Source organism: Vitiosangium sp. GDMCC 1.1324 (genome assembly GCF_003044305.1).
Taxonomy (GTDB): domain Bacteria; phylum Myxococcota; class Myxococcia; order Myxococcales; family Myxococcaceae; genus Archangium.
In genome coordinates, this window is record NZ_PZOX01000037.1 from 1 (window position 1) to 19,761 (window position 19,761).

The 19,761-nt window shown below is 68.3% G+C and carries 13 protein-coding genes and 1 pseudogene; 10 read left to right on the top strand and 4 right to left on the bottom strand.

Going from position 1 to position 19,761, the window contains the following annotated elements:
* Positions 1-532, bottom strand: a pseudogene (locus DAT35_RS54720) (hypothetical protein); the annotation flags it as partial.
* The gene (locus DAT35_RS54725) at positions 522-1,856 is read right to left on the bottom strand and encodes a hypothetical protein (RefSeq protein ID WP_108077517.1); all 1,335 of its coding nucleotides are present in this window, start codon (positions 1,854-1,856) and stop codon (positions 522-524) included. The gene DAT35_RS54725 and the pseudogene DAT35_RS54720, both read right to left, overlap by 11 nt.
* A gap of 982 nt (positions 1,857-2,838) precedes the next feature.
* Here DAT35_RS54725 and DAT35_RS54730 point away from each other — a divergent pair.
* Entirely contained in the window at positions 2,839-3,792 is a 954-nt protein-coding gene (locus DAT35_RS54730) for a hypothetical protein (protein ID WP_108077448.1), read from the top strand.
* 234 nt (positions 3,793-4,026) lie between these two features.
* Here the strand turns inward: DAT35_RS54730 and DAT35_RS58600 are convergent, their stop codons facing one another.
* Positions 4,027-4,245: a hypothetical protein gene (locus DAT35_RS58600; RefSeq protein ID WP_146210268.1), complete on the bottom strand. Its 219-nt coding sequence runs from the start codon at positions 4,243-4,245 to the stop codon at positions 4,027-4,029.
* A 780-nt stretch (positions 4,246-5,025) separates the two neighbouring features.
* Entirely contained in the window at positions 5,026-6,981 is a 1,956-nt protein-coding gene (locus DAT35_RS54735; RefSeq protein ID WP_146210269.1) for a hypothetical protein, read from the bottom strand.
* 863 nt (positions 6,982-7,844) lie between these two features.
* Between DAT35_RS54735 and DAT35_RS54740 the strand changes: the two genes are divergently transcribed.
* From DAT35_RS54740 to DAT35_RS54780, 9 genes are all read left to right on the top strand, one after another.
* Positions 7,845-8,726 carry a nucleotidyltransferase gene (locus tag DAT35_RS54740; RefSeq protein ID WP_108077450.1) on the top strand — a complete coding sequence of 294 codons (882 nt, stop codon included), beginning with the start codon at positions 7,845-7,847 and terminating at the stop codon, positions 8,724-8,726.
* A 6-nt stretch (positions 8,727-8,732) separates the two neighbouring features.
* Positions 8,733-10,682, top strand: coding sequence for an SAVED domain-containing protein (locus DAT35_RS54745; RefSeq protein WP_108077451.1), 1,950 nt, complete (start codon positions 8,733-8,735; stop codon positions 10,680-10,682).
* An 83-nt stretch (positions 10,683-10,765) separates the two neighbouring features.
* On the top strand, positions 10,766-11,311 hold the full coding sequence (locus DAT35_RS54750) for an RNA polymerase sigma factor (RefSeq protein ID WP_108077452.1): 546 nt from the start codon (positions 10,766-10,768) through the stop codon (positions 11,309-11,311).
* Positions 11,311-14,286: a CHAT domain-containing protein gene (locus DAT35_RS54755; protein WP_233262272.1), complete on the top strand. Its 2,976-nt coding sequence runs from the start codon at positions 11,311-11,313 to the stop codon at positions 14,284-14,286. Before DAT35_RS54750 ends, DAT35_RS54755 begins: the two co-directional genes overlap by 1 nt.
* Before the next feature lie 49 nt (positions 14,287-14,335).
* On the top strand, positions 14,336-14,752 hold the full coding sequence (locus tag DAT35_RS54760) for a hypothetical protein (protein WP_199243295.1): 417 nt from the start codon (positions 14,336-14,338) through the stop codon (positions 14,750-14,752).
* Positions 14,749-16,173, top strand: a complete 1,425-nt coding sequence (locus tag DAT35_RS54765) for a hypothetical protein (RefSeq protein ID WP_108077454.1) — start codon at positions 14,749-14,751, stop codon at positions 16,171-16,173. The genes DAT35_RS54760 and DAT35_RS54765 overlap by 4 nt, the downstream gene beginning before the upstream one ends.
* Before the next feature lie 66 nt (positions 16,174-16,239).
* A complete protein-coding gene (locus tag DAT35_RS54770; RefSeq protein WP_108077455.1) occupies positions 16,240-17,331 on the top strand; it encodes a nucleotidyltransferase in 1,092 nt (363 codons plus the stop codon).
* Positions 17,332-17,345: 14 nt separating this feature from the next.
* Positions 17,346-19,160 (top strand): ThiF family adenylyltransferase, encoded by a 1,815-nt coding sequence (locus tag DAT35_RS54775; RefSeq protein ID WP_108077456.1) that lies wholly within the window; start codon positions 17,346-17,348, stop codon positions 19,158-19,160.
* Positions 19,147-19,662: a Mov34/MPN/PAD-1 family protein gene (locus DAT35_RS54780; RefSeq protein WP_158502334.1), complete on the top strand. Its 516-nt coding sequence runs from the start codon at positions 19,147-19,149 to the stop codon at positions 19,660-19,662. The genes DAT35_RS54775 and DAT35_RS54780 overlap by 14 nt, the downstream gene beginning before the upstream one ends.
* Positions 19,663-19,761: the final 99 nt, after the last annotated feature.

Here is a 19,761-nt window from a genome sequence, read left to right on the forward strand (position 1 = left end):
CGAGTCGCACGGCGCGCCAGTCGTCCAAGGCCTCCACCAGCCGGGGCATGTCCACGCGCTCCTGCAGGGCGAGGACTTCCCCAGGAGAGGTGCACGAGAGGAAGGGGGCGAGCAGTGCCTCCTTGTCCCAGGAGGAGAAGTCGGGCCAGCCCGGAGGCACGGCCTGCCCTCCGCACGAGGGCGGCTCCTGGGGAGTAGGCCCGGCGCTGGCCACCTCGTACGCGGGCACCTCGCCTGAGCTCGCCAGGGCAGCGTCCGGGCCCAGTCCGCGGGCGCTGCGGCGGCGGTGCAGCCGCTCCTGCTCGTCTGGCTCAGCTGAGAGGGCGTGCTCGCCCAGCTCGGTAGACGCAAGAGGGGAGGGCGCCTCGAGCGGGGCCGCAGTGGCCGCCGTGTCTCGCAACGTGGAGAGGGAGTGGGAGCTCTCCGCAGGGCTGCTACCCTGTCGCGGCGCCAGCGTGACACAGCCGGTGGAGAGCAACACGGCCCCCAGCAGCACCGCCGCCCACCTCAGCGACAGGGGCTCAGCGCGCATTGTCCACCCCCAGGCCCAGGGAGGCATAGGCGCCCGGCCGCAACGCCCCGTCCGCCTGCGGGTACAGTAGGGTGCCGCCCTCGGCCAGTGCGTACAGCGTGTGGCCGAAGCGCCAGCGCACCTGGCCCGAGTACAGGTGGCGTGCCCCTGGCTGGCCAAGCCCCAGCGCCAGCCCACTCAGTGCCACTTCCAGGTTGCGGTGGGCCAGCTGCGCCGCGAGGCGTCCGTCCACGTCCACCCGGCCCCAGCCAAACACCTCCGCGCCCAGCGACAGGTACAGATGACGTTGCAGCAGCCCGCCCAGCCGTACTCCATCCCAGGCCACCACTGCCTCTCCGTACGCGGAGAAGCCGTCCGGGAAGGGCGCCTGTGCCTGGGGCAGCGCGGGGGAGCCCACCGCGCTCAGGCGCCCCAGCTCGTAGTCGGGGCCGAAGTACCCCTGGCGGAAGCCCCCGTGCTGCCGCCGCACCTCCAGGCGCAGCTTCATGTCCAGGGTGGGGGAGAGGGCGTCCGCCCCCACTCCGGCCACCGCGCCCCGTGCGCCGCCCACACCCGGGCGGCCTCCCCAGCCGCCCAGCACGTGCAGCTCGAAGCCCGGGCGCACCACCACCACAGCCGTCCCGTCCAGGTGGGCCAGCGTCACCGGCGGAGAAAAGCCGCCGGCACGGCCCCAGTCATGCACCGCCGACAGGCCCAGCGTGTAGCGGCCCTTCTGCCTCGGCGGGCCGTTGAAGAGGTGCAGCAAGTCCACCTCGGCCTGCGCGCCCGCGAGGCGCGCGCCCAGCACGTCCGAGGCGAAGGCCTCCACGTAGAGGGGGCCCAGCGTGCCGGTGAGGGAGGCGCCCGCAGGGTGGTAGTCGGGGTTGGCCCGGTTGGAGTAGCGGCGCACCAGGTGCCCGGAGAGGAGGCTGTAGCCATCCAGGGTCCCCATCCATAGGCCCACGGGGGAGGTGTCCGAGCCGAGCCGGAGGGCGTGCACCAGTTGCCCCCAGTCCGAGAGGCTGTCCCAGTCCTCCCGGCGTACCAGTCCGGCCCCCCCTTCTCCGCCTCCCAGCCGCAGCCGCACCGGGGCGCCAAGGTTGAGGCCGAAGGCCTCGCCGCCGTCCACCACCAGCATGGGCGTCAGCTGGGCGTAGCGCTCCACGCCGCCGCCCCCGCTGCTCGGCAGCAGCGCCAGCCCGGTGGCCTCCAGGCGCGTCAGGTAGCGCCACGTGGAAAGTGAGGCCGGCAAGGGAGACTCGCTGTTGGGCGCTAGGGGCTCCATTGCCCCTCCCAGCGTCGGCCAGAGGCACAGCAGCAGCACGGCCCACGGGTGAGTCCTCATCGTGCGCGCCCTCTGGATGCGCTCCCATGCGGTGGCGCTCAAGTACCTGCCCACTCAGACAGGCCCCCATCATACGAGGAAATCCCTGCCTTCTTTCCGGGTAGTCAGCGCCACGCTCTATCTTCTCGGGCGGTTGTACTTTCCGAAGTCCCCCCCTCTTGACAACACGCTCTCGTTTTTCAGGAGGCGCCCTGTCCGACGATGCTGCGGCTCACTCCTCCTGGCCCCGGGCCAACGGTCTGGAGGAGGCATAGGGCATCGGGCGGGGTGAGCTCGCCTCGGCCAGCCAGCGCGCAGGTTCATGGAGCGAACCGCGAGACCCGAGTGAGACACATGGCCTCGCCGCTCACCTGCGGCTGCTGTGGCCATCACGAGTTCCGGGGCGAGAGTTCGCCCGCGCGAATTCCCTCCGCACTGGGCGTCCCACCAGAGTGATTCAGGAACGAGTGATGGGGGCGGGGGCAGCCGCGCACAAGGCCCCATCTCCCCGCAGAGCCGAGCAGGCCCCGCCAGTTCAACGGGCCCGCAGCACCTCGTCCAGTCGAAGCTGCGGACCGCTTCAGCCCCGGAATCCAACCTGGACGTTGACGGTGCCCTTCGCCAAGTCAGGCAGAAGGGGCGGCACGGCGGGCCAGCCCCTTCTCCACCGTTGCCGCTACTTCTTGGGCTACTCACAGGTGCCGGCCGCAGCGGCGCTGGCGTCTCCCGCCAGCACCTGCTCGGCCGTCACCACCAGCGCGAGGACGCGCTCAGCGAGCCCCACGCCCCCGTAAAGGAGGTGCTCGGCATTCCCGGAACGGGTGTTCCACTTCGCCCGGAATGAGTGCTCACCTTGGCCGGAAGACGCACCCGCCGCAAGTCAGAGGCGACAAGCATGAGTAGGCCCCAGCGACAGGGGGAGTTGACGCCTGGAGTCGCCGTCTAGGCTTCGGACTCCCACGTCGTTCACTCCGTCCTCGATGGCTCGGAGTACCATCGCGACGTGACTGACACGCAGCGCACCATCGCGGAGGAGCTCGAGCGGTACCTCCGTACCGGCGACACCGATCCACATCACGCAGCGTGGCCTGGAGGATTCCTCGAGAGTGCCCAGCGAGCGCACGACGACCTGCGAAGCGCGCTCGCCAGGGAAGTGAAGCGCCTCGCGGCTGGCCGCACTCCGCGCCCACTACCGGAGACCGACACCATCGCGCTCACGCGCCGGAAGGTGGAGCCGATGGTCCGAGGACTCTTCTCACGGGTGGAGCAGGACGCCGTGCTGGCCATGCTCGAGAAGTCCGTCGTGTTCCTGACGAGCGATAACATCGAGCGACTGCTGCGCGAGCACGCCTACGACAGCTCGGCCTGGGACCTGGCGAATCTCTATCTCGCGAGCGTCGGCGCGGAGCTACTCGGGGAGGATGCGCCGCTCCTCGTAGGGCTCAGTGAGGCGACGACCTGTTACGTGTCCCCGGAATACTTCGCCGGGAACGAGCCCTTCGCTGACTTCATCGTCCACGAGGCCGCGCACACCTTCCACAACTGCAAGCGCCGCACGATGGGCCTCCCCGAGACCCGCTGGCGGGAGTGGCTGCTCGACATCGAGTTCCGCAAGCGTGAGACGTTCGCGTACTCGTGCGAGGCGTACTCGCGAGTGCTCGAGCGAGCGTCAACCGCGTCCGAGCGGCGGGAGCTCGCCGCCGACTTCACTGCGACGGTGCGAATCTCCGACGAGCGCGTGGATGCGGGAGAGGTGGCGGAAATCGTCCGTGATGCTGCCGCGGCCCGAAACGGCTGGAAGGTCATTCTCGCGCGGTGCGCCTCTATCCGGCGACCGCTCTCCCCCCTCACTGTTGAGAGGGACGAGCAGCCCCAGGGCGGGAGGCTATCCCAGGCACCGAGGCCCTCGCCGTCGCCAGCGCGCCAGAGGCGTAGCGGCACGGGGGCACCGGGTTGAGCTCTAGCGAAGTGGGTTCGGAATGAGAGACGGGGCGCCGGGACAGCCTTGTCCAGAGCCCCCGCCTCCCGGCAGGGCAGAGCGGGCCCGGCCAGATACCCGGGCCCGCAGCACCTTTTCCGGGTGAAGCTGCAGCCGCTTCAGCCCGGAAGCCCACCTGGACGTTGACGGCGCCCTTTGCCAAGTCGGCAGAAGGGGCGGCACGGACGGCCAGCCCCTTCTCCCCGGTTGCCGCTACTTCTTGGGCTGCTCACAGGTTCCGGACGCGGCTGCACTGGCGTCTCCCGCCAGCACCTGCCTGGCCTTCACCACCAGCGTGAGGACGCGCTCAGCGAGATCCACGCCCCCGGAGGCGAGCTGAAGAGACAGCCCGAGTGCCGCCACCACGCCCCCAGCCACCGCAACTACCCTCCGAGCCTTCCGGCTTCTCACCGGGGCCTTCTTCGTCCTCATAATCATCCTCCCATGTGGAGGACGTAGCGTGCGCGATAGCCGGGCCACCGGTGACGCGCTCGCCGCCCTCCACGGAGTCAGGTGAATTGCAGGGCAGGTGCCACCGAGCAGCGCGTTGGTGCTGTGGACTTCATTTGCTAGCGGCCCCAGGGAGGGAAGGCGGCTCCTCACGAGCACACGCCAGTTACCCACAGGGGGAACTTTTTTTCCCACGCGAACGACGCACCAGACAGGTAGCGCGCGTTCTGTCCAGCGCGGACTGGACAAATGGCACCAGGCCGAATTCGGCCTACCCGTTGCAACACGGTTCGGCGGCCACCGGTGGCGCGCAAACGCCGCCCGGGGCGGCAGTCGACCTAGGAGTCTCCTAGGCCCGGCTGCCGCCCCATGATGTACACACGCCCCTCACGTGGCGAGCCGCCAGAGGGTACGCACCCAGAGTGCCTCCACGCACAGCGGCAGCTCCGCTCGGCGACGAGAGGGCCGCAGAACGCCCCCTCAGCGGCGAGCACCCGGGAGGTTGACTGAGCAGGCGCGGAGCGCACGCGGGCCGATGACCGTGGCGATCGCCTGGGCCTCGCGCCGCCCCCGTAGGCTCTCGCGAACGAGCCCTCCTCCAACACCGGCACGACACGCGAGAAGCCGTTGAGGGCACCTCGCACGAGGGACAGGTCCTTGGAGTTCCCTCGCTCTCATGGTCATTGGCGAGTCCGGCTGCCGCAGCTCGGTTGCCGCGCAGGAGGGAGGAATCGCGTATACCGCGAGCACCAAAGCCTCCGCCTACTTCGAGAGCTCGTGGCGCAGAATCTGTTCGTCGTAGGCACGCCCGACGCTCCGCGACTCTTCTACATCCCCCACCAGAAGCAGCCCATCGGCGACAAGCGAGGAGAGGGCCGCGCTCGGGCCTGTCACGACAGTGGCCACCTGGCCCTCTTCTTTCAGGGCCACCCACCGCGCGTCACTCCCCCTGGCGCGGGCAAGAGAGTTGAGGAAGCCGAGGACGCTCGCCAGGTCGTACCAGTCGCCGTAGTTCGCGGCCGTCACCTCGTAGCGCACGCCTCCCCCCAGGGCGACGAGCTGGTAGCTTCCGCCCCCCGCCTCGTCCTCCGCTTCCAAGGGTGGGTATTCCTCGAAGCGGAAGCCGTCCAGCACTCCTGGAGAGAGAGCGGCGAGTTCGTGCAGCAACTCGTCATGCCTGTTGGGGAAGACGCCCGTCTCCACATCGAAGGCCATGGCCCGGCCTCTGTAGAGGAGCACCTCTTCGGCGCTCACCGGCCCCACCTTCACGTCGCCGAGCGAGTAGAGGGCCCTGTCCGTCAATCCGAGCGAATCGAGGTGTGCCTCGAGCGCACCAGCGGTGGGAAACCGAACCAACGCCGAGGCGGCACTCTGGGCATCAGGAGGCAGGGCAGCGCGGCTCCACTCTCGTGCAATCTCCACCGCCCTGGGCCTGTCCAGCGCCGCGAGCTCATTCAAGCAGCTCACCGTCTCCCATTCATCCTTCGGCAGCTCTCGCGTACACGTCTCCAGGCGGCGGATGAGGTCCGCACGGGCAACTGGCTTGGCCTGGTGGGGCTTGCCCACCACCTTCGCCGCAACACCTCGAGCATCCACCGGTGCCTCGCGGTGGACGTCCGCAGCTTCCAGCACCTCCGCTGGTTGGGTGGGTTTCGGCTCCGCCTTGTCGGCGTCAGCGTGGTGGCCCTCAGTGTCGACGCTTTCCTGCATGCGTGCGTAGAGCCACAGGGAATCCGACTCGAGCCCAGCTTCACCGTCCGGGCGGGCGTCGGGCCCCACCGCCCTGGCCAGGGCCCCGAGGCCGATGAAGATGGCCAGGAAGGCGCAGGCGACAAGGAGTGGGTAGTAGTCCACCAACATCACCCGCCAGCTCCCCCAGAGGCGTCTCTCGACGACAGGCGGCCTGGGCGGCCGCGCTGGACGGCGCAGAAGGCCATGCGCCTGAAGGAAGTCGCGCATCCTCGGCCAGCGCGCGCCCAGGAAGGACACGTCCCCCGGGAGGAGCGCAAGCTGCTCCACCGCCCCATCCTCCGAGTGGACGCCAAGGCTGAGATTCGCCTGCACGTAGCCGCGAGCGACGAGAAGGGCTTTGCGGACTCCCTGCGACGACGCCCGTACTGCAGACGCGTTCCGCGCCAGCAGCGCCTCCGCCCCCCGGAGGTCCTCCTCGCGAAGCAGCACCAACAGCTCTGGCAGGAGAAGCGCGCCAGGGGGTTGCTCTCGCTGCTGGGCCTCCAGGAGCCACGCCCTCGCGCCCGGCCCGTTTCCCCGCAGCGCATGTAGGAGCGCCATGTAGAGGGGGGCGCCTCCGGCCACGCTTGGCACCTCTCTGACGCCAAAACTCCGAGACAGAGGCCCCAGAATGGCGAGTGCGCCCTCGAAGTCTCCACCCTGCATGAGGCTCACGCCCTGGTTGAAGCGGGAGATGGCCCGTTCCCTCGGACGGATGACGAAGCGCTGGGCCTCAGCGTAGCGCTCCGCCGCCTCCTCGTACCTCCCTTCCTCGGCTAGAGCGTCGCCTTCACCGAGGTGCCGAAACCATTCGTTCAAGCGCCAGCGGTTGTAGGTGAGGGCGGCGCCAAAGAGGCCCAGGACGCCCCCCACCTCCCACCACCGCACCTCCGTACTCTTCGGCCGCCAGAAGGAGAAGTAGCAGCCGAGCGTCACAAAGGTGAGCACAACGAAGAGCCAAACCCACAGCGCACGAAATCGCCTCATAGGCCCAGCGTAGCAGACGTGAGCGTGGCAAACCATGCGCCAACGTGGCACACCATGCGCCGCTGGGAGGGCGCTCTGCGAGCCGGGACAAGCGATTCCAGGAGAGGCTCGCCCTTGACGGAGCACTCGGCACCGCCGCCCGTCAACCGCCCAGTCCCGTAGCGGAATCGACGAGACGAGCAGGCCGGGGGGAGAGGCCGGCGGCGACTCCCCCGGGAGCCCAGGGCGAGGAGGCGTGGCGCCCCCGCAGAAGCACCGACCGTCTGCGGCGGATGGTCCCACACCATCCCCGCAGCAGCGGGGGTGGGCGCTGTGCGCGGGTCACACGCATAGCCCAAGCCGGGTCAAGGCCGACCAACGGGAGCGCCTTTACGCGGCCAAGCGCATATTGCTGCGCGTCGTGTCGCTTGCGAGGCCACGCGGGTAGCGTGGCCAGGAGGAGAGAGTAGGCACGCCTCTCCACCTTCGACGGCGGCCGCCGTCGCCGGCTCGGCCCACCGGGCCGGGCTCGAGGAGCTGGCGGTGGCGGCTCGTACGGGGGGCTCAAGCTGTCTCGAGGTGGCAGAAGCTGCCCGGGCCTCCACCTGCTTCTGCTGGCCGTTGTCACAGGCGGGCCCTCAGGGCCACAGGATCTGGAGGGTACACAGCGCGGGGGAGGGCAGGAGGAGAGCGTCCCCTGCCTGGAGCACCACCGGAGTGGAGCTGGCCGCCTCTCCTTCGCGACTTCGTGACAGGTGTGTGCCTGTGTAAGCATGGAAGACGCATGGGGGAGTCGGCAGAAAGAAGGGTACGGGTCTGGCGTTCCCGCCCATGTAATACCCGAGGTCTCCTCCGTATCCCTGTCAGGAGAGGAGACCCACACGATGCTGACGGTGGCGCAGGCGTTCGAGCAGTTCATGCAGAACCTGGAGCTCCATGCGGGCGAGGACCGCGAGGCGAAGCGTCAGGAGCGGAATGTCTTCGATGCGGTGCGCCGCCACCTGGGGCCCCGCGAGTCCATCCTCAGTGGCTCCTACGGCCGGAGTACGGCCATCCGGCCGCTGCACGACATCGACCTCTTCCTCATCTTCACGGCGGCCGCGAGCGGCACGGGCGAGGCCGTGGGTCCCGAGGCGTTCCTGAAGCGCGTGAAGCAGGCGCTCGAGCAGGAGTTCCCCGGCAAGCAGGCGAGATTGCAGAACCGCTCGGTCAACATCGAGTTCAGCGGGACGGGCATCGGCTTCGATGTCGTCCCCGCGCTGGAGGATCCGCGGCGGCAGGGCATCTACTGGATTCCCGACGTGCGCAAGGGCGATTGGATCCAGAGCAACCCGCGCAAGCACCTCGAGGCCTGTGACGCGGCGAACGCCAGGGTCACGCACCGGCTCAAGCCGCTCATCAAGGCCCTCAAGCGCTGGAACCAACTCCAGGGCAAACCCGTGCCGTCATTCCTCCTGGAGGTGATGGCCTACAAGGGCATCGACTCGTTCCAATCCGATGAGCGACTGTCCGTCTACGCGCAAGGCCTGGCCCACCTGTTCCAATTCATGAGCGGGCACATCCTGGACCAGTGGCCGGAGCCGGCGGGACTCGGGCCTCCCGTCAATTCCGGGGTGGGGCAGACGAACCTCCTGCAAGGACAACAGCGGATATCGGGAGCCGCCCGCAGGGCCGCCCAGGCCCTGGAGTTGGAGCGGGTGGGCAACATGGCCGGAGCGAACGCGCTCTGGCGGGAGCTGCTCGGAACGGACTACCCGGGACGGTAGGAAGCCATGCCTGGACCACGCATATTGACCATCGAGCTGGGCCGCGTGAAGAGGCCCAATGAGCCCTTTGCGTTCGACGGAAGGCCGCAGCAGTACTCCGCGCGACACAAGCAGGGGAAGCAGGGGGTGGCCGAGCTCCGGTGGGATAAGGTGGAGGAGTTGCGTGCGGAGTTCGTGCACGCGACTCCAACGTCAGCCGCGCGGAAGCAACTGGGTCATCTGCTGCGCCGGTTCCTCGAGGACGTACTGCAAGAGTTGGAAGGCTGGGGTCATTACGAAAACGCTTTACTCGACGCCGAGGCGAAGAAAACGCCCATCCGATTGCGCTTTCGCTTCAGCGCGGTGGAGTTGTTCAGCCTGCCCTGGGCACTGACCACGCTCCGTAAGAACCGGAGCCTTGGCTCCATCAAGCCCCATCCCCTGCAATTCGAATGGGCCACCGACATCCAGGTTCCCCAGGCCTCGGCTGGCCATGGCCGCGTGCTGTTCGCGTGGTCCAACGCGGAGGAGGACGTCTCGGAGGACCTCCACCGCGAGGCCATTCAGAGGGCGTGCCCGGACTTCAACCGGGAGCAGGACGAACTCGCGCACCTGACGCTGGACTCCCTTCGCGACACGCTGGACAGGGCGCGCCAGGAGGGCAGGCCGTTTCGCCTCCTCCACATCCTGTGTCATGGGGGGCCCACTCCTGGAGGAAACTTCGGACTCGTCTGGACGGAGCCCCGCCCGCCCGGGAGGCCCATCCGCGTGGATGGGGACAGCGTTTGCAACGTGCTCGGTCCCTTTCAAGGCGATCTGCAGGCGGTCGTGCTGAGCGCCTGTCATGGAAGCAACCCCGGACAGGTGGGCAGCATGTTCGGAGGCGTGGCCCACGACCTGCACCGCCTCGGCATCCCGGCGGTCATCGCCTCGCAGATGCCCCTGACGGTGAACGGCTCCATCAAGATGACCGCGGCGCTCTACGACGCCCTCTGCCAGAAGAAGCTCCCCATCGACGAAGCCTTCCAGAAAGCCCATGAGGCGCTGAGTCCCTCGTCGCTCGACTGGGTTTCGCTCCAATTCTTCCCGCAGTCACCCTCCGCAGAGGCCCGTTCCGGAGGGCGGCGCATCGTCTTCTCGCCCGCCGAGCCCCTCCCCGAGTTCCCGGAGGAACTCGTGGTGTCCTACGAGGTGAACTTCACCGTGCCGCCCCCCGCCATCATCGAGTCACTGGAGGGACGCGCGGGGGGAGACCCGGACATCGTCGTGCTGCAACCCCTCGGCGAGGTCGCGGATGATGTTCCCAGGACCGACCGGCAGTGGCGGCGCGCGCTCGAGCAAGCCGATCAACTCGTGGACGCGCTGGGGACCCGGGTCTCGATGGTGCACCTGTTCGGGCGAGCCCCGTTGCCGCTCATGTTCCACCTGGGGTGGCGGCTGAGCCGGTGGAAGCTTCGCGTGTACCAGGAAGATCGGGGACGCACCGGCAGGTGGGCCTGCGGCTACGACTCCATGCTGGAGCCTTCCCCCGAGGAGAAGTTCTTCCGGGAGGAAGCCTGGCCGGATTCCGAGGCCTGCCAAGCGGCACAGGGCCGTCTGGCCATGACCCTCGAGGTGAACCTGTCCATCCACCCCGACGAACTGGCGAAGTGGCTGGGAACGAAGAACCCCCCCGCGTTGGTACGCTTGGTGGCGGCCCGGGGTCCCTCTCCCACAGTGGTGAGGGGACCGATGGACACGGCTCGGGCCGTGGACGAGTTCCGCGCCTACCTGGACCGCATCCACGCGGAATGGCCCGGCGTCCGCGAGGTGTGGCTCGCGATGGCGTGCCCGGCCAGTCTGGCGGCGGCGCTGGGCAGGGCCTACAACCCCAAGACCCAGGCGACCTTCAAGCTTTTCAACTTCCGGAAGTCCGAAGGCTATGTGGAGGTCCCCTGGACTGGAGGCGTCACCCCCAAGCCCAAGCGCCGCTCATGATCTCGCCCGGCCGCTCGCAGGGCGGGACGTAATATCCGGCGCGCCCTCCGTATCCCCTGTGGGGACGGAGCAAAGACGCGATCATGACGAGCGCCGGGGAGATTGTGGCCAGCAAGTTCGACGAGTGGCACGCGAAGTGCGACAAGCTGCTGTTGCCTATTGCCAAACGACTCTGCCGTGGCGCCCCGGGCATCGAGCCCCAGGACCTCGTGCAGGAGACCTTCTTGCGCTTCATCGAGCGCTTTGGCGGTGCGTTGAGCGAGCTCGACGACGCACGGGCAGGCGGCTGGCTCATCCGCGTCATGAACAATCTTTTCTGTGACCTGCTCCGAGGCGCCATGGGACGCAAGAAGGCGGAAGACGATCCGACCATCACCCGCTGGACCCTGGCGCAGGGAGCGGACCCGGACACGTACGAGCGCATCACCCAGGAGCGCTTCGATTGGGCCGTCGACAAGCTGCCCCAGCAGCAGCGGCTCACCTTCCTGCTCCGCGCCCAGGGACTCGGTAACAAGGAGATCGCCCGCAAGCTGGGCGTGTCTCCCAACGCCGTGGCCAAACGCATGTTCGACGCCCGCCAGAGGCTCGACGAGCTGCTCAAGCCCTACCTCGATGAGGGAACCCACTGATGTCCACGCCCTGCGACTCACTCCAGGCCTTCGCGGATGGAGAGCTCCCGCCCACGGACGCCCAGGCCTTCGGCATGCACCTGGCTGAGTGTGAGCGGTGCCAGACGGAGCTGACCCGGCTGCTGCAACTGGAACAACTCGGCCGGCGCTACCTCGAGCGGCACGGCCCGGTCGAGGTGCCCTGGCACGCCATTCCCCGGAACCGCTGGCTGGCGGCCGGTGCGGCGGTGCTTTCCGCCGTGGCCGTCCTGCTGCTGCTCATCATCCCGCGCTTCACGGGCGGGCCGACGTCGCGAGCGGTGCCCGAGCTGTGGGCCCGGCAGCAGCGAACACTGGAAGCGCGCGTCACCTACCCCGCAGCGGACACGTACCACCCGATGGTCCAATCCCTCATGGGCGCGGCGAACGCGCCGAGCGGGGCCGAGGTCTCCCATGCCGTCATGGGCCAGTTGGAGAAGTGGGGAGACCTGCCGCAGCTCGTCGCGGCCTACCTCGCTGGCGGCACGCCCGACACCCCACGAGCGAAGCAACTCCTGGAGCGGATGCGGCGCGAGCGCACGTGGGACGCGAACGTGCTCTGCGACCTGGGGGTGGCCCACTATGTGGACGCCCAGGCGCAGCAGGACGCACTCAGGACAGGGGAACTGCGCGAGGCCTTGCGCCTGTTCAATGAGGTGCTCAGAGGGGCGCCCACACATGTCCAGGCCCGGTGGAATCGCGCCCTGGTGTACCGGGATTTGGGGCTGCCGCTGTTGGCCATGGAGGACTTCGCGGCGCTGGAGCGCACCGAGACAGATGCGCAATGGCGCAACGAGGCCCGGGAGAAGCGGAAGCGGCTCGAGGGCGTGCTGCAGCGGAAGGCCAATTGGGAGGCCGCGGACACAGCAGGATTCGAGCTTATCTCCCGAGGTGTCCCCGCGCTGACGGAGGCCCTCCGCTATGCCGACGTCCCGTTGATGCGCCGTGACTTCTATCACGCCGTGCGTGCCCGGACGTCCGCCGCGGAGGTGCGCGCGTTCCTTCCCCTCGCGAGCACGCTGGATGGGCTCGCAGGAGGCGGCACGGTGCTCCAGGAGTACGTCCAGCGCATCGCCGCACGGAACTTCTCCGTCCGCGCTTCCCTGGCGGCGCAATATGCCCGGCTGATGACGGGGCAGGTGGCCTCGGGTGATGAGGAGGCCCTGCTCCGAACCTTCCTTGCCTCGGGTGAGGACGACATCGCCCTGGGCGCGCTCACGTATGCGGTCCCGCACCTTCCGCAATACACCCGTCAACTCCTGGAGCGGACCCGTACCAGCCCGGACCCCTGGTTCCGGGTGCTGGGTCTCCAGGTGGAGGCCACCCAGGAGCAGAAGCAGGAGCGCTACGACCGGGCGCGGAAGTTGCTCGAGGAGGCGCTCGACCTATGCAAGCGGGAGCAGTTGGTCTACCGGTGCGTCGAGGTCGAGAACGACCTGTCCCATGTATCCGGCTGGCTCTTCCACGTGAGCGAGGCCGAGCGGCACGCACGCGCCGGGCTCGCCATGGCGCGGCGGGCCCAATGGGACCAGGAACGGACGCTGTTGCAGACGCTGGGGAACGCCATGCGCATGGCGGCGGACGTCACGCTGGGCCGCGCCTACTTCGGTGAGGCCCTCCTCATGTCCGGGGGCGACCGGACGAGCCTGCGGAACATCCATCAGAACCTCGCCCACCTGGCCATTCAGGCCCTGGAGCTGGATGAGGCGCGGGCCGAGCTGGACCGGGCCGTGGACGTCGGACTGCCGCTCACACAGCACGGCATCGAGGCGCTCGTGGATGTGGCACGCATCCGCCGCTCCCCCCGGGACGCTCAAATCGTGGAGCAGGCGCTCGCGCGGGAGCCCGGCAACACACCGGGACAACGCGCCTACACGAAGCTCCTCCAAGGGCGATTCCTCGTGGAGGTGGACCCCATCAAGGGGCGTGCGCTGCTGGAGGAGGCCATCCACGAGGCAGAGTCCGCGGCCCCGGAGGACATCACGGCGAGACATGCGCGTGCGTACAGCTACACCTCTCTCATCTTCGCCGACGCCGCGAGGAGTGACTTCGCCGCGGCCCTGGAGCGCTTCGGCACGGAGCTGGGCCTGGCCTCCACGGGCCGGTGCGTCCTCGCGCTCACCGAGGACACGGAGCGCAGCCTGCTGGTGGCGCGGGGCGCGGAGGGGCAACTGGTCAGCCGGTACATCCCCCAGCGGAGCACGCGGTTCGACCCGGCGAGCCTCGCGGGCGTGGTGCCCCCGGACATGGTGGACGCCCTTCGGCCCTGTGCCTCGGTGGATGTCCTGGCCCGGCCTCCCTTGCAGGGGCGCTCGGGGCTGCTTCCGTCAGAGTTCGCCTGGCGCTACCTGACACGGCCCACCGCGCCCCGACCTCCAGATGGACGAGGCCTGCACGTCGTGGTGAGGGAGGTGCGGTACAACGAACAGCACAATGACCCTGTCCTGACGTGGTCGCCCTCCATCGCGCCGGGAGCGGAGCTCCGGACCCTCCGGGAGCTGGATGCCACCCCGAACCGCGTGCTGGCAGCCATGTCGGAGGCGACGGACATCGACCTCGCCACCCACGGGAAGATCGACCCGGGCTCGAACACGGCCTACCTGCTGCTTGCCCCGGGTCCGGACGGCAACGATGCGCTGTACGAGAACCGCATCCGGGGGCAGCGGCTCTCGGGCGCGCCGCTCGTCGTTCTGGCGGCGTGCGAGGCCGCGCGGGGAACCTCGTCCCTGCACGAGCAGGGCAGCCTGCCGAATGCCTTCCTCGCCGCGGGAGCGCGCACGGTGCTCGCGGCGACGCTGTCCATTCCGAACGACGACGCGTCGGCCTTCTTCGCGGCCGTGCGCGAGCGCAGCCGTGGAGGCGTCCCCGCCAGCGTGGCCGCGCGCGACGAACGCATGAAGTGGTTGAACGGTAAGAAGGACGCCGAGTGGGTCAACGGCGTCCTCGTCTTTGAGTGAGGAACGGCTGCCGAATCACGCGCAGCCTCAATGGAGAAGGGGAGGGCCCATGCAGGATGAGTCGTTGGAGCCGCAGGACTTCTCGACGTGGGATGGCACGCCGTTCTTCGAGGGGTATCCCGAGGAGGGAAGGCACGTCTACATCGTCAAATCGCGCGCTCAGGGGAATTTCACCGCTTACGGGGCACTGGATGACCAGGATCAGGCCATCTTCGTGGTCCAAGGGACGCTCGCGCAGCTCGACGCGTTCGTGGCGCAGGTGGAGAAGGAGGGGGCCCAGGTGACGTACGGCCTGCCGCCCTTCGACACCAACACGGGGGGAGACAAGGCCGAAACCACCAGCCGGCCCGGTCTCATGACGGACAACAAGACGGGCGGCACCGGCCCATCCGTTCCCACTGAGGGAGACACGGCCACCGAGACCAAGAAAACCGGCGGCAAGAGAAAGCGCGGAGGCAAGAAGTGACACTGCAACTGTTGCTCGCTCAGGCCGGGGACGGGCGCCCCGTCATCGAGACTCCCCTGCCGGCGGAGTCGCTGCTGGAAGCGCCGCTTCCAGCGCCCCTGCCGAGCCCCACCCATCTGTACAACATGTCCGCCGAGCCCGACTCGCTGCGGGAACAGCGTTGGGCGCTCGTGGTTCCCAACAACACACGAGGCCGGACACTCGAGGCCATCCTCTCGCCGCTGTGCGAGCGCCGTGCGGAGGAGCAGGGCCGCACGGTGGCTGTCTACCGTGCAGAGCCAGGAATGAACGCGGCCAAGGCTCGCGAATTCGTGGACGAGGAGATGTATCCGACGTCCCAGTCCTCGCGGGAGCACGCCCGATACGTCCTGCTCGCCGGGACGCCGGAAGAGCTCTCGATGGAACTGCAGGAAGAGATGACGGGCGATGGTTCCTGCTTCGTGGGACGCCTACCCTTCGAGCGGGAGGATGACTTCGCGGCCTACGTGGAGAAGGTGGTGGACCGAGAGCGGGAAGCGGCACGCTCCAGGAAGGCCCGGGCCGTCTTCCTGACCGCGCAAGACGGGTCGTCCCAGGTGCGGAGTGGCCACGACTTCATCACCGGCCCGGCGGCCCGGCGGTGTGCGGAGGCGCGTGCGCAGGGCTACTTCCCGACGAGCAGTCTGGTGACGGAGGAATTGCCGGCAGGAGCCAAGGGGCGGCTGTTGGAGCTGGCCGGTGTGAAGGAGCCGAGCCTGTTCTTCACGTTGAGCCATGGCGTCGGAGGGCCGCTGTCGGGCTGGCGGAGCGCGGAAGAACAGCGGCAGACGCAGGGCAACATGTGGCTCGGCGACTGGACCCAGCTGACCGCCGAGGATGTCCACCAGGGGCCGTTCCTTCCCGGAGGTATCTGGTTCTACTTCGCCTGCTTCGGCGCGGGGACGCCGGTGCGCAGCGTGTACCAGCCGTGGATGGAGCACCTCGTGCGCGCACGCAAGATGCACAAACGGGTACTGGAGGGCGTCGAGCGCTCCCGCCCCGTGGGGACCCGGCCGTTCATCTCGGCGTTGCCCCAGGCGGCGCTGGCCAACCCCGAGGGGCCGCTCGCCGTCATCGGTCACCTGGACCAGGCGTGGATCTGCGCCTTTCACGATCCCCGCACCGGGCAGACACATACCAACCGGCTGGAGGAGGTGCTCACAAGTCTGGTGGAAGGCCACCGGGCGGGGCCGGCGCTCCATTCCCTGTCACGTTACGCCTCAAAGGCAGACCGGGAGTTGCGCAAGCATTACCAGGCGGACGCGGTGGCCCAGTCCTCCGCTCAGCCCCTGGCTTCCAACATGACGGAGCGCGCCTACCTGTGGATGGAGCGTCACGACGTCACCCACTACACGCTGTTGGGAGATCCGGCAGTGAGGCTCGTGGATCGGGCCGGCCGCTGAGCCGCGGGAAGGGAAGGGAAGGGCGGTGCACGTAATAAACGCCGCGCCATTCGTGATCAATGTACCATGACACTTCCACTCCCCTCGTATTTCACTGACTTCCTCAATGACATCCGCCCGACGCCCGCCCAACGAGCTGACATGATCGACGGGCACACCAGACTCCGGGAACGCCTGGAGTCGGACACGCAGCTCAAGACAGGGTTCGTCAGCATGTTCCTGCAGGGCAGCTACAGGCGTCACACGGCGGTCCGGCCCAAGGACGGCAAGCGGGCGGATGTCGACCTCATCGTCGTCACCCGCATGAAGGAGTCCGAATTCACACCAGCCGAGGCAATGGCCTGCTTCAAACCCTTTCTAGAGCGGCACTACAAGGGCAAGTACCGCCAGCAGGGCCGCTCCTTCGGCATCGAGATGTCCAGCGTGGAGATGGACCTCGTCATCACCGCCGCGCCGTCGGAAGCCGAGGCGGGTGTCTACAGCTCCCTCTCCGAGAGCGAGGACGACATCCATCTCGACGAGGACGAGACGCAGCCGCTCGTGAAGGCGGCCTTGGACGGAACCCCGCAGTGGAAGACGGAGCCGTTGCGGATTCCGGACCGGGACCTTGGCAGGTGGCAGGACACCCACCCGCTGGTGCAGCTGAGTTGGACGAGCCAGAAGAACGCCCGGTGCGCGGGGCACTACGTCAACGTGGTGAAGGCCCTCAAGTGGTGGCGACTCGTCCACGCCAGTGAGCTGCCGGACCGGCCCAAGAGCTACCCGCTGGAGCACCTCATCGGCGACTGCTGCCCGGACGGCATCTCCTCCGTGGCCGAGGGCGTGGTGCGGACCCTGGAGCAGTTCAGCCAGCGCTACGCCTTCCATGCCGCCTGCAAACAGGTCCCCTACTCACCCGACCGGGGGGTGGACCAGAACGTCATGGCGCGCATCGACGGTGAGGACTTCACGAAGTTCCACGCGCAGGTGGTGGCCGCCTCGAAGACGGCCCGCGAGGCCTTCGAGGCGCCGGATGTGCAGACCGCGGCACCACTGTGGCGCGAGCTCTTCGGCGACAAGTTCCCCCAGGCTCCCGATGGCGGTCCCTCCTCGAAGAAGGATGGCTTCACGTCCCACCAGGGCGGGCCTGGAGTCGTAAAACCCGGTAGGTTCGCGTGAGAGAGGCACCCGCGATGACTGACGAGCTCCGCGTGGGCCGCCGGGCACTCGATGGAGTGCCCGGGGTGGAGCTGCTCGCCGAGGTATCCTGGGAGCCGGAGGAGGAGTGCTGGGTCCTCCCCCTGCGCCTGCGTGCGGACACCTCGGGGAGCAGCATTCCCGCGTGGACAGAGTGGTACGTGCTCATCGACGAGCACTACCCCTGGGGGCGGATCGCCATTCAACCTTCGAAGAAGGGGAGCGTCGAGGACACTTATCCGCACCAGCGCTTGAACCGGCCAGGGCCGGCGGCTCGACCGTGGCGGGCAGGGCGGCTGTGTCTGCAGACGGGACTGGCGTCGCTCGGATTGAGAGCGCGGGCGGAGGAGCCACGGAGCGCGGAGGCGCGGCTTTCCTGGCACGTCGCGAGCGCGCGGGAGTGGCTCGAAACCGCGGCTCGGGGTCAGCTTCTCGCTCCGGGCCATGCTTTCGAGCTCCCCGACCTGCCCACCGGTGGAAGCGAGCAGGTGGTTTTCCGCGAGACGGCCGGGTCGCTCGGCACCTGGACGGCGAGCCCGGAGCGCCGGGGATGGGTGGAATTGAGGCCCGTCCCCGGCAACCCGCGGCTGCTCGCCGTGAAGGCGTTCTCATCGCTCGACGGCCACCGCGTGTTCTCTCCCGAATGGGGAGACCTGCTCAGCGCGGGGCATCGTCGCAATCGTATTCGTGTGCCGTGGATGCGATGCGACTCGCTTCCGCTCCTACCTCCCTACGCGCCCCCCACCACTTGGCCCGAGTTGGAGGAGGCCCTGCGCTCCAAGGGACTGGACCTGCGGAAAGAGCTTCACTCCTTCGCCTTGCGGCTGCGTGACGGCGAGCGCCACCTGTGTCTCATTGGCTTTCCCATTCCAGAGAGGGTGGGCGAGCCGAACGTGCGCATCCACTGGTGGGCGCTTCGGTTGCCCGTCTTCGCCCATGGCAACGAGGCGAGGCGCGGCTATCGCCGCAACGAGCAGGCGTACTGGCATCATGACCAGACCCAACTGTTCAAGCGCTCCCTTCCCCTCAGCTGGCTTCGCACCGACAACTGGGCGCCCGAGGACCTCCGCAGCCGGGGGGCGCTGCCGGAGCCTCTGCGGAGTTCCAGGGTGTTGCTGCTCGGAGCGGGGGCACTGGGCTCCGCCATGGCGGAGTTGCTCGTTCGCGGTGGGGTCTCCCGCTTGGTCATCATGGACGGGGAAGTCCTCGAGGCGGGCAACCTCGTCCGCCACACGTTGGATGTGACGGGCGTGCGGTATTCCAAGGCGCATGCGCTCGCGGGTCGCCTGTGTCACATCAATCCGGACCTGCAGGTCCACTCCATTCCCAAGTCCTTGGACGAGCAGACGGTTCGGAGTCACTGGCTCGTTTCCCAATGCGACACCATCCTGGACTGTACCGCCTCGGACGAGGTCATTGAGGTACTGGGCCGGCACACTTGGGGCGGGCCCCGCCTGTTCTTCTCCGCCTCCTTTGGTGTGGGGGCGCAGCGCCTGCTGTGCTTCAGCGCAACAGGCACGTCGTTCCCGTCAGGTGAGTTCTGGAAGCAGGCCGACTCGTGGGTCCACCAGGAGCACGAGGAACTCCGGCGCACCGCGCTGCCCAGAGAGGGACTCGGTTGCTGGCATCCCGTCTTTCCTGCTCGAGCGGATGATGTGGCGTTGGCCGCGGCGATCTCGGTGAAGGCGCTGGTGCGAGCCACGGCCATGCGCCCCGACGTGCGGCTCGATGTCTACGAGCGAGAGGAACACGAAGACAACTTTCGTGGAGTCACCCATGTGTCCCCTGTGGAAGCGCATGCCAGCCCTTGAATTCCGCTCCGCAAATACACGCTTCCGGGTGCACGTACCAGGAGCCACCATCCAGAGGCTCCTCCATCTGTGCCGCACGTCTGGCCGGCTAGAGACAGGAGGCATCCTCGTGGGCGGGTACTCCGCCACGCTCGACTGTGCCCGGGTGGGTGCCGCCTCCGGACCTCCCAGAGACTCGGTTCGTGGGCCCAGCTCGTTCCAGCGTGGAACAAAGGACCTCCAGAAGTGGCTTAAGCGCCGGTGGGCCACACGTGGCGACCATTACCTGGGCGAGTGGCATTTCCATCCCCATGTCGCGCCGGTGCCGAGCAGCACGGATCTCCAGCAACTCGGGCGCATTGCTCGCACTGCAGAGTACCGCTGCCCCGAGCCCATCCTGCTCATCGTGGGAGGGGACCCGGCGGGCAAGTGGTTGGTCAGTGTCCATGTGATTCCGAGCGGGCAGGCCGCGGTGCCGCTCCAGCGGATGGAGGACCCCGCCAGGCCAGACAGCCCCGCTTGAAGCAGCGCACGAACCACGCCCGCGGGCCGTTCCCTCGCACCAAGGGCTTGTCAAGACCATATCCCCTCGGGCGCAACACAGCGCGCGGGAAGCAAGCCG

Coding starts and splice junctions, on each gene's coding strand:
- DAT35_RS54780 (WP_158502334.1), top strand. CDS start 19,147: ATGCCAGCCCTTGAATTCCGCTCCGCAAATACACGCTTCCGGGTGCAC.
- DAT35_RS54740 (WP_108077450.1), top strand. CDS start 7,845: ATGCTGACGGTGGCGCAGGCGTTCGAGCAGTTCATGCAGAACCTGGAG.
- DAT35_RS54770 (WP_108077455.1), top strand. CDS start 16,240: ATGACACTTCCACTCCCCTCGTATTTCACTGACTTCCTCAATGACATC.
- DAT35_RS54750 (WP_108077452.1), top strand. CDS start 10,766: ATGACGAGCGCCGGGGAGATTGTGGCCAGCAAGTTCGACGAGTGGCAC.
- DAT35_RS54725 (WP_108077517.1), bottom strand. CDS start 1,856: ATGAGGACTCACCCGTGGGCCGTGCTGCTGCTGTGCCTCTGGCCGACG.
- DAT35_RS54775 (WP_108077456.1), top strand. CDS start 17,346: ATGACTGACGAGCTCCGCGTGGGCCGCCGGGCACTCGATGGAGTGCCC.
- DAT35_RS54735 (WP_146210269.1), bottom strand. CDS start 6,981: ATGAGGCGATTTCGTGCGCTGTGGGTTTGGCTCTTCGTTGTGCTCACC.
- DAT35_RS58600 (WP_146210268.1), bottom strand. CDS start 4,245: ATGAGGACGAAGAAGGCCCCGGTGAGAAGCCGGAAGGCTCGGAGGGTA.
- DAT35_RS54745 (WP_108077451.1), top strand. CDS start 8,733: ATGCCTGGACCACGCATATTGACCATCGAGCTGGGCCGCGTGAAGAGG.
- DAT35_RS54755 (WP_233262272.1), top strand. CDS start 11,311: ATGTCCACGCCCTGCGACTCACTCCAGGCCTTCGCGGATGGAGAGCTC.
- DAT35_RS54760 (WP_199243295.1), top strand. CDS start 14,336: ATGCAGGATGAGTCGTTGGAGCCGCAGGACTTCTCGACGTGGGATGGC.